This window comes from Kurthia sp. Dielmo (assembly GCF_000307285.2).
Lineage (GTDB): Bacteria > Bacillota > Bacilli > Bacillales_A > Planococcaceae > Kurthia > Kurthia populi.
In genome coordinates this window covers 109,420-123,351 of sequence record NZ_HE578962.1, presented here as the reverse complement: position 1 = coordinate 123,351, position 13,932 = coordinate 109,420, and the positions used below count along the sequence as shown (strand labels likewise).

Annotated in this window: 12 protein-coding genes, 1 other RNA gene and 1 pseudogene; all 14 read right to left on the bottom strand. The window is 37.7% G+C overall.

What is annotated here, in order from left to right; translation table 11 throughout:
* Positions 1 to 525, bottom strand: a pseudogene (locus KTHG_RS21975) (transposase); the annotation flags it as partial.
* 128 nt (positions 526 to 653) lie between these two features.
* On the bottom strand, positions 654 to 1,019 hold the full coding sequence (locus KTHG_RS17300) for a hypothetical protein (RefSeq protein WP_139995536.1): 366 nt from the start codon (positions 1,017 to 1,019) through the stop codon (positions 654 to 656).
* Between the two features lie 89 nt (positions 1,020 to 1,108).
* On the bottom strand, positions 1,109 to 2,314 hold the full coding sequence (locus tag KTHG_RS17295) for a hypothetical protein (RefSeq protein WP_139995534.1): 1,206 nt from the start codon (positions 2,312 to 2,314) through the stop codon (positions 1,109 to 1,111).
* A gap of 5 nt (positions 2,315 to 2,319) precedes the next feature.
* Positions 2,320 to 3,267: a dsDNA nuclease domain-containing protein gene (locus KTHG_RS17290; protein ID WP_139995532.1), complete on the bottom strand. Its 948-nt coding sequence runs from the start codon at positions 3,265 to 3,267 to the stop codon at positions 2,320 to 2,322.
* Between the two features lie 426 nt (positions 3,268 to 3,693).
* Positions 3,694 to 4,049: a transfer-messenger RNA gene (ssrA, locus tag KTHG_RS17285) on the bottom strand.
* 222 nt (positions 4,050 to 4,271) lie between these two features.
* On the bottom strand, positions 4,272 to 4,922 hold the full coding sequence (locus KTHG_RS21520) for a hypothetical protein (RefSeq protein WP_186439679.1): 651 nt from the start codon (positions 4,920 to 4,922) through the stop codon (positions 4,272 to 4,274).
* A gap of 382 nt (positions 4,923 to 5,304) precedes the next feature.
* A complete protein-coding gene (locus tag KTHG_RS17275) occupies positions 5,305 to 5,808 on the bottom strand; it encodes a hypothetical protein (protein WP_139995530.1) in 504 nt (167 codons plus the stop codon).
* 318 nt (positions 5,809 to 6,126) lie between these two features.
* Positions 6,127 to 6,591 carry an SsrA-binding protein SmpB gene (smpB, locus tag KTHG_RS17270; RefSeq protein ID WP_139995528.1) on the bottom strand — a complete coding sequence of 155 codons (465 nt, stop codon included), beginning with the start codon at positions 6,589 to 6,591 and terminating at the stop codon, positions 6,127 to 6,129.
* Positions 6,592 to 6,613: 22 nt separating this feature from the next.
* The gene (gene rnr, locus KTHG_RS17265) at positions 6,614 to 8,989 is read right to left on the bottom strand and encodes a ribonuclease R (RefSeq protein WP_139995526.1); all 2,376 of its coding nucleotides are present in this window, start codon (positions 8,987 to 8,989) and stop codon (positions 6,614 to 6,616) included.
* A gap of 27 nt (positions 8,990 to 9,016) precedes the next feature.
* Positions 9,017 to 9,763, bottom strand: coding sequence for an alpha/beta hydrolase (locus KTHG_RS17260; protein WP_126991283.1), 747 nt, complete (start codon positions 9,761 to 9,763; stop codon positions 9,017 to 9,019).
* 108 nt (positions 9,764 to 9,871) lie between these two features.
* Entirely contained in the window at positions 9,872 to 10,099 is a 228-nt protein-coding gene (gene secG / locus KTHG_RS17255; RefSeq protein ID WP_126991282.1) for a preprotein translocase subunit SecG, read from the bottom strand.
* 204 nt (positions 10,100 to 10,303) lie between these two features.
* Complete coding sequence (gene eno / locus KTHG_RS17250; RefSeq protein ID WP_139995524.1) at positions 10,304 to 11,599, bottom strand: phosphopyruvate hydratase; 1,296 nt, start codon at positions 11,597 to 11,599, stop codon at positions 10,304 to 10,306.
* 33 nt (positions 11,600 to 11,632) lie between these two features.
* The gene (gene gpmI / locus KTHG_RS17245; RefSeq protein ID WP_139995522.1) at positions 11,633 to 13,159 is read right to left on the bottom strand and encodes a 2,3-bisphosphoglycerate-independent phosphoglycerate mutase; all 1,527 of its coding nucleotides are present in this window, start codon (positions 13,157 to 13,159) and stop codon (positions 11,633 to 11,635) included.
* Complete coding sequence (gene tpiA / locus KTHG_RS17240) at positions 13,152 to 13,913, bottom strand: triose-phosphate isomerase (RefSeq protein WP_126991279.1); 762 nt, start codon at positions 13,911 to 13,913, stop codon at positions 13,152 to 13,154. Before tpiA ends, gpmI begins: the two co-directional genes overlap by 8 nt.
* Positions 13,914 to 13,932 lie beyond the last annotated feature (19 nt).

Below are 13,932 nucleotides of genomic sequence, written 5' to 3'. Positions count from 1 at the left end.
AGCGACGTGATACGTGTTTTGGCTCAGGTAATTTTGCTAATTCCTTTTTGATTTTACGTGTACCGTAATTGTTTCGGCTACCTTTGAAAATGCGTTTAATCTTTTTAGAAATTGCCAAGTCTTCGGCTTCTTTCGCACGTTTGCCGGAAATATCCGCATGATAATAATACGTGCTCGTTGGTAGATTGAGGACGTCGCACATTGCTGATACTGAATATTTGTGAGCGTTATGACGAATCACATTTATTTTCGTCCCATGATCAGCGCCGCTTGCTTTAAAATATCGTTCTCCATTAATAAACGTTGGTTTTCCTTACGTAATCGAGCCATTTCATTTTCTTCTTCCGTTCGATTATCCTTCGCAGCGAATGCACCCGTTTCTTTATGGTTTTTAATCCAGCGATCGAGCGCAGAAGGTGTAATATCGTATTCTCGGGCAATCTCAGCACGAGGTTTGCCATTTTCATAAAGCTTCACTAATTGCAGTTTAAATTCGGGTGTAAATGTTCGACGTTGACGTGTCATAAAAGCACGCTCCCTTAGGTTTATAGTCTAAGTTTACAAGCCCTTATTTTATCTGTCCAACTTAGTGTAGCCTATCCAGTCTTTCAATTCGATTATAACCGCTAGTTCACAATGCTCATCTCATCCTCTTAGCTATCAAATTTAATTTTCAAAGCAATGTCATCATATTTATCTTTCGACAATAATTTTCCATCAATTTCAATCTTATTATAATTATCTTCATGCTCTAAATGTTTAAGATTTTCCGAAACAATTGAAAAAAATGACTGATTATTAGTGTCAAAAAAGTATTTTTCTATCGCTTCAAACATTTCCCGAGCAGTCTCGCCCGTAATCTCATTTTTAATAAAGGAATCCATACAAAACGGAATCATATAAGAACTAGACTTTCTCAACAAACTAAAATAAACCAAATAATATGCTAAATATTTTTTATTTTTATCCATACCACTACCAGATATTTTCTTAAAATCAAGGAATTTAAGTTCGTTCATATTTACACTAGTTAATACCTTTTTTATTTCAAACACCAATATATTATAATCTTTCTCAATATCTTCATTTAAACTTTCTTTCTCTTTCTTTAAATCATTAATCTTTTTCTTAATGCCTTAATCTTCTCTTCTAAACTTTTTTTAGACAACACTTGTTTATCAACTAAATTTTCTAATTCATTTGATGCTTCATTTATAGCAGTTGCTTTTACGTAATTATCAATTGTAAGCAAGTCTTTAGATTTTTTAATTCTTAGATGAATTTCATTAACTTTAGTTTCAACAGAATTTTGCTGTAATCTAAATTCTGTAATATCACTAGTCAATTTTTCAATTTCTTTTTCTATTTCCTCTTTTAAGAGTGAAATTTCAAAATCATTATTTGATAAGTTAAGACGTGTTAAAGATTGCTCCATTGTTAATTTAGAATGACAATATTGACACTCTGCTTCAATAGACTTATATCTTTTTTTGTTCATCTGCAAAAGCCGCTCTAATTCAGACAATTCTTGTTTTTGCAAATCCAACATCTCTTGCTTATTTAATAGCTTAACTTTATATCTTATTATTTGTTCATTCAACTCATTCTGCATCTGCAAGTAACGATTGATTTCATTATTTAATGATACTTTATCAATTTTTGATACACTCGGGACGTTCGCATTTTCCTCTTTATACTCTTTCAAAACTTTTAACAAACTCTCTATTGTAGACTCTGTAACATTCTTTTCTTTAGTGAAATTAGTAAGTGAATTTTGCAACTCCAAAATCTCAAAACTCGAGAGATTAAAAGCACTCTTAAAAATATCTTCTGGTATGCGAGTATATTGATTCAGAGTATTCGTTACATTTTTATACATTCCCCCATCCCATGAATCATCTTGGTCTATATAGAATGGCAAAATTACCGCCGAAGAATACGCGTCGTATAAGTTTTTAGTACGAGTATTAGCTAACTTCATTTTAATATCAAGCTTAGCTTGAAGCCACTCTGAATACTCTTTTACATTCATAGTAACATTTGTATCACTTACTCTAAAAATATCCTTTTGTCTGGTTATATTGTATGTAACATTATTTATCAAGACTTCTATTTGAAAATACATATCATCAATATTCCAAGCACTAGGAAATTGACGTACATCAAATCCCAATGTAAAATACATTGATTTCAAAAGACTTGATTTACCTTGAGTGTTATCTTTACTAACAATAAGATTAGTTCCAGTTTTAAAATCAAAATTCTGAGCTTCTTTATTTTTAAAATCAATAATTGAAAAAGAATTTATTATCATAATTTTTATTCTCCCAACTCACAAAAACAATCTATTGCCAAAGCAATGGATAATTCTGTAGTTTTCATTTCTGGTGCTATATCTGCCATTAAATCTCTGAGATAGTTAACAGCACCCTCATCCGTCTTACTCATAAGCAAACTAATATCTGTCTTTTGCTTTAATTGCTCTTTTATAGTTTGATATAAGAGTGGAATACGTAACTTTGCCTTTTTAACTTTAGTTTTCATTATAGTATTAATTGACAGATTATTTAAAACCTCATCAAACAACTCTTTTTGCTTAACATTAACAAATACCTGTTTTAAATATTCCCCATCAATTTCTTTTCTTTTTATATCACTCACAGTAGTAACTACTATTTCACTTTTTTGATCTATCTCCAATGATAGTTCTCCCAAAACTACTTTAGCTCGGTCATTAGTAACCAATAAATTTTCATTAACCATCTCACCTTTTAAAATAGTTAAAGCTAAATTTAGATCGTTTGAAAAAGGCGTTATATATATAAATTGATTATTCATTCTATTTTTTTGATCTTCGTCTAAACCAAGGGCATTAATAATTTCTGCTTTTTGTTTTGTTGAAAGGCTATATTTCATAGGGAAAAGTGTTCCTACTTGGCTTATCAATTCTTTTTTTGTTGTCTCTGCTACGTCCCATAAGAAGATTTTTCTTATATCTCCATTAGTACCGGAAGATAGATTCTTCTCAATAATTGAATCCTTTCCACTAGGTCTTGACTTTAACTTACTTATGGAAAGATTTTTAGTTCCTTTTACTTGTATAAAATAAGTATCTTGCTCAAGATGAATTTCAAAATCTTCCCTTGATTCAGGTATGACTGTAAAATTATCTTTTTTAAAGTTATGAATCATTACAAGTATGATGGAAGCTTTTTGATAGTTAAACCCCTTTATTGCGATGGCTCCCCCGTTGTCAATTGCGCTCATTGCGTCCCTCCTGATATCATCTCTCTTGTTTATATGATATCAGTTGCATTATGAAATCGGTACTACAAAATCGCCCTATCTGCCTATAAACATCGAACTTTGAACTAATTTCTCTCTTTACCTTTTAATCGTTCTTCATTTAATCTTTTTTCAAATTCCTCACCACTTAAAAGTTTCGTAATATCTTGAATATTCATATATATATATCGGTAATTTTCGTTTCAGAATATGTAAGAGCTTTGGAAATTTTATGCTTTATTTCACAAAAATCTCGGATTTAATGCCATTCCAAAATTTAACTCTTCTTTTTGACTACGTATTTGACTACATCTATTTGAAATTCATTGAAACTATTTGAATAAGACAAAAAGAAAAACCCTTGCATATGCAAGGGTTTTATCTTGTTTGAAACCGTATGATTTCGTCTTATGGAGACGGCGGGAGTCGAACCCGCGTCCAGAAACTCCAGTACTTAAGCCACTACGTGTGTAGTCTATCTACTTACGTTTCGCACTGCATTATGCCGACAGACAGGCGTCTTGAGCGCTAACCTACTAATCTCTTCTTACAGACTCAGGTTGCACCTGTAAGCGTATCCCACTAAAGTTGGGCCTCAGTCACTACTACATGGGCGATAGAGCGGTGAGGCAGTTGCAGAACTAGGCTGCAGCTAATTGATTGTTTGTTTTGCCAGTTATTATATAACTTCCGTTGGTAACGAAGCCGAGGCCTCCGACACGCGACTTAAGCCCAGACATCCCTGTCGAATCCGTAACGTCCCCCTATTCACTATGACAAAGAGCATGGAGCCACATGAGCTCGTACTAGCTGTCTGAATTGGGTAAGTTCGGAAATCGCGCGGTGGCGATAAACGAGACTGGCTTAAATCTAGTACTATTATAGCGCAATACTGTGGACGTCGCAACTAAAAGACCTGGACATAAGACAAAAAAGGCACGGCACAGTTATCGTGCCTTGCCCTTTTCATATCACGCGACGATTAATTAATCATTGTCGTTATCGTCATCTTGATCATCATCGTCATCTTGATCATCATCGTCATTTTGATCATCGTCGTCATCTTGATCATCGTTGTCATCTTGATCATCATCGTCATCTTGGTCTTTATCTTCGTCGTCCTGATCGTCGTCATCGTCACAGTCCGCTTTTTTAGGTTTGTCCTGTTTTTTATCAAGCTGTTTTTTTACGTCTTTCAAAGCTTCTTGTAGTTTTTCCATATCCGCCTTGATTTGCGCTTCTAGCTGTGTGATTTGTGCTAGTAGTGCTGTGTATTCTTCTTTTGTTAAGGCATCTTTTTTGTTAAGTGCTTTTAAATGCTTTTTAACTGCTTTTGCTTCGTTTAATTTTTTATTTAATTGGCCTTTATAGCTGTGATATTTCTTGTTGGCTTTTGCTTTTGTGACAGCTTTTTTCGGTTGGCCTTTTTTATCTACTTTAAAATAATCATTTGCAGATTTTTTCACTTTTTTCGCATCTGATGATACGGCTGTTGTTTTTTTAGCGATTGATTTACCTGCTTTTGATTTTACTTTTACTACTTTTTTTGTTTGGTGTTTTGCTTCTTGTGCATTTGCTGATGTTGCAGCACTGAATGTTAACGCTACAGCTGTCGCAGCGACGATTGCTTTTTTCATTTTGTATAATCCCCTAACAACGTTTAATTTACTCATGATTTCTCGCACTGAGTAATCGTAGTATACAGGCTTTTTTTTACAAAAATATATCAAAAAGATATAAAACTTATTACTTAAAATAAGATAAATTACAATTACATGTTTTTTGTTAATTAAAAAAAGCCAAAAGAATCATTTACTTAAAAATATGAAGATAAATACCTTATTATTTTTTAGGTGATTTAACTTAAAGATAACAAAAGAGACTGAGTAAAAGCACGTCATTTTCCTTTATTGGCGTTTGAAACGAAAAACCGGAATCGCGCAGTGGCGCGGTTCCGGTTTTTCTTATACTCTTAGAAGCGGTTGTTACACGTATGTCAAAGCCTCTTTTTGATCAGTATTATTTTGTTGCTGGTTTTGCTGTAGCTTGTGCTACTAGTTCTTTTAAGTTAGCGATATCTGCTTGTACCTTCGTATTAAGTGCTGCATGTTTCGCTACTAATAATGTATAGTCTGCTTCATTGATTTTTTTCTTTTTATTTAATAATGTTAATTGTTTTTTAACCGCATTTAATTCATTTGCTTCTGCTTTTAATTGGCCTTTGAAGCTTTTATATTTTTTGTTTGCTACTGTTTTAGAAACTTTTTTCGTTGCTTCGCCTTCTTGGTTCACTTTGAAGTAAGCATCGATTGATTTTTCAATTTTTTGTACATCTTTATCGATGTTCACTAATTTTTTATCGATGGCTTTACCTGTTTTTGTTTTAACTGTTTTTACTTTTTTCGTTGTTTCTTTCTTAACAGTTTCTTTTTTTGTATCTTGTTTAACTTCTTGTGCATTAGCAAAAGTTGCTACATTTAATGTTAAAGCCGCTGCTGCTACACTCACTACTAATTTTTTCATTTTAAATTCCCCCATACTTGTTCGATTATTATTTCACAAAATTTATTAACTATTTAGTATAGATTATCTTTTTTCAACATACTCGCTACTAAATCATCAATAAGTACTGTGTAAAAAGATTATAGTGCATGTTTTTTACAAGAAAATTGCTTTTTTATGTTAAAAACATTACAAAAAGGCTTAAAATATTTTTTATATTTCAAATGACTAACTAACTATAAAAGTTGTGCTATACTATATAGTCTCTTTTTTAATTATCTTAAAATATCTTTAATCCACACAAAAAAGCACTGCTCGTTTTGAGCAGTGCTTTCATTATTAACGCGCGCGGTCTTTCATTGCGCGTGCAATGTCTCGTTTTGCGTCTTTTTTCTTCAGGTCCTGGCGCTTATCGTAATTTTTCTTACCTTTACCAAGGCCGATTAGTAGTTTTGCGTAACCATCTTTAATATACATTTTAAGCGGTACGATTGTGTAACCGTCGCGTTTAATGTCGTAATTAAGCTGTTGGATTTGGCGTTTATGCAGTAAAAGCTTCCGTGTACGAATTGGGTCATGGTTGAAGATGTTCCCTTGTTCATACGGGCTAATGTGCATATTGGATACCCACGCCTCACCGTTACGAATTTGAATATACGAGTCTTTTAGCTGGACTTTACCTTTACGAATCGATTTGATTTCTGTACCATCTAGCACTAGGCCCGCTTCGATTGTATCCTCGATAAAGTAGTCATGGCTCGCTTTTTTATTTTGTGCGATTGCATTACCTTTTCCCTTTGGCATGTGGCGTCACCTCAATAATTTCTTATTTTCGTTTGCCGTGGTCTTTCTTTTGAGAAGCTTTTGCCATTGCATCGTAGAAGCTGCCGCCTTTACGTGGCTTACCGCCGCCCTCACCGCCGCGTTTGCGGTCTTGTTTGCGTGTACGGCCGTTTACTTTCGGGCCGCTTGGCGTACGTTTGCTACCGTCTTTACCACCGCGTTTGAATTCTTTATCTTTGTCTTTCCCTTTGATGACACGAGGGCCACCTGTACGACGACGTGGTTGTGGCTCTGGCATATCTGTAATGATAAAGTCCACTGCCGCTTCGTCTACATTGACGTTGAATACTTTGATTTTCACACGATCACCGATACGGAACTGACGTGCAGTACGTTCACCGCGCATCGTCATTGAGCTTTCATCAAAGTTGTAGTAGTCATCTGTTAAATTACTAATGTGCACAAGACCTTCAATTGTGTTATCAAGCTCGATGAACATACCGAAGTTCGTTACAGAACCTACGATACCTTCAAATTCTTGGCCCACTTTATCAGCCATGTATTGTGCTTTCTTGATTGCTTCTGTATCACGTTCTGCATCAATGGCACGACGTTCACGAGAAGATGTATGCGTCGAGATTTCATCCATGTGCGCGCCCCAATAAGACGTTGTTTTTGGTGATTTGTCACCTTCAATTAAGTACGTGCGGATTAAACGGTGCACGATTAAGTCAGGGTAACGACGGATTGGCGACGTAAAGTGTGTGTAGTACGGCGCCGCTAAGCCGAAGTGACCAAGACATTCTGGGCTATATTTCGCTTGTTGCATTGAGCGTAGCATCATTGTTGAGATTACTGGATATTCTGGTTTACCCTCAACTGATTTTAAGATACCTTGTAGCGCGCTTGGATCGATTGAATCTGTCGCACCTTTTACAGTAATACCGAAGTTCGTAATGAACTCGAAGAAACGTTGTAGACGCTCTGGAGATGGGTCTTCGTGAATACGGTAAATGAATGGTAATTCCATTTTACAAACATGCTCTGCTACTGTTTCGTTCGCTGCAAGCATGAAGTCTTCAATCATTTTTTCAGCGATGGTACGTTCACGAACAACGATGTCTACAGGCCAGCCGTTTTCATCAACAACTACTTGAGATTCTTTTAAATCGAAGTCTACTGCACCACGTGCGTCACGACGATTACGAAGAATAGTTGATAATTCTTTCATTGTTTCAAACATTGGGACAAGCTCTTTGTAGCGCTCGATTAATGCTTCGTCTTTGTGTTCTAAAATTTCGTAAACGTCTGAGTATGTCATACGTTCGTTTGTGCGAATGACACTTTGGAAAATATCATGTTCCACCACTTTACCTTCTGGGCTAATGACCATTTCACAAGATAGTACAAGACGGTCTACTTGTGGGTTTAATGAACAAATACCATTTGATAAACGGTGTGGAATCATTGGGATTACGCGGTCTGTTAAGTACACAGAAGTCGCACGCTCGTATGCTTCCTTATCTAAAATCGAATCAAGTGTCACATAGTAGCTGACGTCTGCAATGTGAACCGTTAATTTGTAGTTCCCGTTGTCTAATTTCACAACACCTACTGCATCATCTAAGTCTTTTGCAGATTCGCCATCGATTGTTACGACCATATCCTCGCGGCAATCGCGGCGTCCTACGCGGTCCTCATCTGAAATTTCGTCTGGCACTTGTTGCGCGGCCTCTACGACTTCTTCAGGGAATTCTACGTCGATATTGTGCTTATGAATGATTGATAAAATGTCTACACCTGGGTCATTTTTATGACCTAAGATTTGTGTAATCATACCAGATGCAGAGCGTTTTTCGTCTGGCCATTTTGTAATTTCAACAACAACTTTATGCCCGTCAACAGCGCCTAATGTGTGGCCTTGACCGATGAAAATATCTGTACCAAAACGTTTGTCATCTGGCAGTACGAAACCGAAGTTTTTATTCGCTTGGAATTCACCAACGATACGTGATGTCCCACGTTCTACAACCTCGATAATTTGACCTTCACGACGTTCACCTGTTGAGTCAGAAGATACTTTCACGATGACTGTATCACCGTTTAAAGCGCCACCTTTCATTGTTGGTGGAATGAATACATCATCTAAGCCTGCTTCTTCTGGTGCTACGAAGCCAAAGCCTTTTGCATGGCCGATAAAGCGACCTTGGAATGTGTTCATACGTTCAGGTGTACCGTATTTGTCATTGCTGCCGCGTACGATTGTACCTGCTTCTTCTAATTTCACTAATACTTTTACTAAGTCTCTGAAGTCATCTGCCTCTGTAAGTCCTAAGTTTTCTTCTATCTCCGCCACCGTTAGCGGTTTAATTTCTGGTTCTGTGAGTAACGCAAGTGTGCGTTGTTCTAAATTACTCAAATGTTTTCCTCCTACGTTTTCTGACGATTATTCCTGCCAATCTAATGTATTTAGAAATGCTAAAATATCCTCATGTAATTGTTTTTTCTCTTTATCTAACGTAATGACATGGCCTGATTCCTCATACCATTTTATGTGTTTGTCAATTGACTCTACTGTATCATAAATAATCTGCGCTGACTTCGGATTTATGACATCGTCTAATCGTCCTTGTACAACAAAGATCGGTGCATACACTTCATCTACGTGACTGCGCACATCTTGAATCAGTTCAGGAAGTTTTGGCAATGAGGGCATTCCTTCACGCTTAATGTCTTCCTTTAGCGCTACTCGTTGCTCTTCAGTATATCCAAATGCGCGACTAAAATCGTTCGCATATTTTAAAATGCCGCTAAACATTGTGTCGGTTGTACGCATCGTCATCGGCGCACACATCGTCACAATGCCTTTTAGCGGTTTTGTATAACCTAAACGAAGAGAAAAGACGCCGCCAAGCGATAGGCCCGCTACAGCAATTTCTGAGTAACCAGCTTCCACTAGCTCCTCATACGCCCTTTCAACATCCTGCCACCAATCTTTTGGTCCAGTTTGAATAAGCTCCTTAGGTGATACACCATGGCCCTTATAATGCGGAGCTTTAACGGTATATCCTTCCTTTTCTAGAAAGCGCCCTAAAATACGCACATCCGCTGAACTCCCTGTAAATCCGTGTAGTAATAATACTGCTCGTTTCCCAGCCTCAAAAAAGAATGGCTCTGGCAAAGATACCTTCACTTCAAAAACCTCCTGATGTGTCATTCGTTGATAAATATGTCTTTCTCTATTATATCCTTAATAAATATAAAATGCCTAACCTTTTGGTGGTTAGGCATCAATCGTTTATTAGAATTTTGCAATTAAAATTGCTACCACGAAAAATAATACTGAAAGGACCATTGTTACGCGGTGTAAAACAAGTTCAACACCACGCGCTTTTGACTTACCAAATAGCTGCTCAGCACCACCTGAAATGGCGCCTGAAAGACCAGCACTTTTTGGTTCCTGCATTAATACTGTCGCAATAATTAACACTGATAAAACGATTAATGAGATTAGTAAAAATGTATGCATCATGCCACCTCCTGCTCATCTACATCACAACTTTGCCTATTTTATCATAGACCCAGCAAGCAATGCATAATTTAAACGTAATCATACATAATGCCATTTTAACATGAATACGTGCAACTATATAGCAAAAAACGGTATTTTTTTAAATCCACATAATGAAAAAAGGAATTGCGCCTAAGCACAATTCCTCTTTCACTCACTCAATTATTTGTTTAAATTATAGAATGATTTAAGACCTTCGTATTTTGCAACGCTTTCTAATTCGTCTTCGATACGTAGTAATTGGTTATATTTTGCTACACGGTCTGTACGAGATGGTGCACCTGTTTTGATTTGACCAGCGTTTGTCGCAACGGCAATATCCGCAATTGTTACGTCTTCTGATTCACCAGAACGGTGTGAGATAACAGCAGTGTAACCTGCGCGTTTTGCCATTTCGATAGCGTCTAATGTTTCAGTTAATGTACCGATTTGGTTTACTTTAACTAAAATTGAGTTACCAACGCCTTCTTCAATACCGCGAGATAATTTTTCTGTGTTTGTTACGAATAAATCGTCACCTACTAATTGTACGCGGTCGCCGATTTTTTCAGTTAATAATTTATGACCAGCCCAGTCATTTTCGTCAAGACCATCTTCAATTGAGATGATTGGGTATTTAGAAGTTAATTCTTCGTACCAAGCAACCATTTCCTCAGAAGTTTTCGCAACGCCTTCACCATCTAAGTGATATAGTTTGTCGTCGTCGTTGTAAAGTTCAGAAGAGGCAACATCCATTGCAAGCATTACTTCTTCGCCTGGTTTGTAACCAGCGCGTTCAATTGCTGTAACAATTGTTGATAATGCTTCTTCGTTTGATGTTAAGTTTGGTGCGAAACCACCTTCATCACCTACAGCAGTGTTGTGGCCTGACTCTTTTAATACCGCTTTTAAAGAGTGGAAGATTTCAGCACCCATGCGTAATGCGTGGCGGAAGTTTTCAGCGCCTACTGGCATTACCATGAATTCTTGGATGTCCACGTTGTTATCAGCGTGTTCACCACCGTTTAAGATGTTCATCATTGGTACAGGTAATTGTTTCGCGTTTACGCCACCGATATATTGGTAAAGTGGTAAACCTAAGTAGTTCGCACCTGCGTGCGCTACTGCTAATGATACGCCTAGGATTGCGTTTGCGCCTAGTGCACCTTTATTTGCAGTGCCATCAAGCTCGATCATTTTGTTATCAACTGATACTTGATCTAGCACTGAAAATTCACCGATTAATGCAGGAGCGATAATGCTGTTCACGTTATCAACGGCTTTTAATACACCTTTACCTAAGTAGCGAGATTTGTCACCATCGCGTAATTCTACAGCTTCATATTCACCAGTTGATGCACCAGATGGTACGATTGCGCGACCATAAGCGCCTGCTTCTGTGAATACTTCAACTTCTACTGTTGGGTTACCGCGTGAATCTAATACTTCGCGAGCTAATACGTTTGTAATAATTGACATTGTTTGAACTCTCCTCGGTTTGTGAAATTAGTTTTAATCGAATAATGGTTTACCTGTCATTTCGGCAGGTTGTGCAACATCTAACAATTTAAGCATCGTTGGCGCTAAATCCGCTAAGATGCCATCATGCATTGTGATGCCCTCTTTTGTAACAATTACTGGTACTGGGTTTGTTGTATGTGCTGTCATCGGGTTCCCTTCAAGCGTCACGACTTCATCAGAGTTACCATGGTCTGCTGTAATAATCGCATGACCACCTTTTGCTAAGATTGCGTCTACAACATCACCTAAACATTCATCGACTGCTTCGATTGCCTTAATCGTTGGCTCTAGCATACCGCTATGACCAACCATATCAGGGTTCGCGAAGTTTAAGATAATCGCGTCTACTTTGTCGCCGTTAATTTCTGCAACAAGTGCATCACGCACCTCGTAGGCACTCATCTCAGGTTTTAAATCATATGTCGCAACTTTTGGTGAGTTGATTAAAATACGATTTTCGCCGTCGAATGTATCCTCACGTCCACCGCTCATAAAGAACGTCACATGTGGGTATTTTTCTGTTTCTGCGATACGTAATTGACGTAATTTCGCATCTGATAACACTTCGCCGATTGTATTTTTTAAATCGTCGTCGTGGAAGGCGATATCACCGATTACACTTTCACTATATTTCTTAAAGCAAACAAATTCAAGGTTTTTTGGTTGTTTTTCTGAAATTTCAAAACCATCGAACTTCGGATTTGTGATAGCTGTTGATAATTGGATTGCACGGTCTGGACGGAAATTGAAGAAAATAACCGCGTCATTATCATGAATTTTTGCAACAGGTTGCCCGTCTTCTTCAACAACAAATGGGATGACAAACTCATCTGTTACACCCTGCTCATAAGAAGCAGCAAGACCAATACCTGCTGATGGTTGCATTGGGCCTTCGCCTTCTACAACGGCATCAAATGCTAATTTTACACGATCCCAGCGTTTATCACGGTCCATCGCATAGTAGCGTCCGCTAACTGATGCGATTTTACCGATGCCAATTTCTGCAATTTGTTTTTCTGTTTCCGCAAGATACTGTGGTGCTGTTTTCGGACCCACATCACGACCATCTAAAAATGCGTGAATATACGCCTCATCAAGACCTTGCTGTTTTGCTAGTTTTAACAGCGCAAATAAATGCTCATAATGGCTGTGTACACCGCCATCTGAAAGTAATCCTAAGAAATGCAACTTCGAATTATTTTCCTTCACATGGTTGATTGCTTTTAGAAGCACCTCATTTTCAAAGAAATCACCGTCTTTAATCGACTTATCGATACGTGTTAAGCTCTGATACACGATACGACCTGCGCCAATATTTAAGTGACCTACTTCGGAGTTCCCCATTTGACCGGCCGGAAGACCAACTTCCTCGCCTGACGCAAGTAACTGCGCATGTGGGAATTGTTTGTAGTAGCGATCAAAATTTGGCTTATTTGCTTGTGCTACTGCATTACCGAAAACTTCTTTACGACAGCCGAAGCCATCTAAAATGATTAGTGCTACTGGTGTATTAGGCATTTGCCCCCGCCTCCAATAATTTTAAGTATGAATCTACTTCTAGGCTGGCACCGCCGACTAAGGCGCCGTCAATATGTTCCATCGATAACAACTCTTCAACATTCGCTGGTTTTACAGAACCACCGTATTGAATACGTGTTTTTTCAGCCACTTCTGCACCAATTTCCTCAGCGATTGCATGACGCACCTCGCCGCATACTTCATTTGCATCGGCTGCTGTTGCTGTTTTACCTGTACCGATAGCCCAAATTGGCTCATACGCGATAACCGCTTGTGCCACTTGCTCACTTGATAAATCTTTAATTGCCGCTTTTACTTGTGAAGAAACTTTTGAAACCGTTTGACCCGCTTCACGTTCCTCTAAAGTTTCACCCACACAGATGATTGGCACTAAATTATGTGCAAATGCTGCATGTGCTTTTTTATTAACGGCTTCATCTGTCTCGTTGAAATATTCACGACGCTCAGAATGACCTAACACAACGTATTGCACGTGAATATCTGCGAGTTGCGTCGGGCTGATTTCACCAGTAAATGCACCCTCTGTTTCAAAGTGCATATTTTGTGCGCCGATGGCTAAATCTGTTCCTTTTGCAGCTTCAACTAACGTTGGTAAAAAGAGTGCAGGTGCACAAACAACTGCCTCTACTTTATCATTCGCAGGTACTTGTGATTTGACTTGCTCCACAAAATCTACAGCCTCTGAAAGTGTTTTGTACATTTTCCAGTTGCCAGCAATAATTGGTTTACGCATGTTTCAATCATCCTCCAAA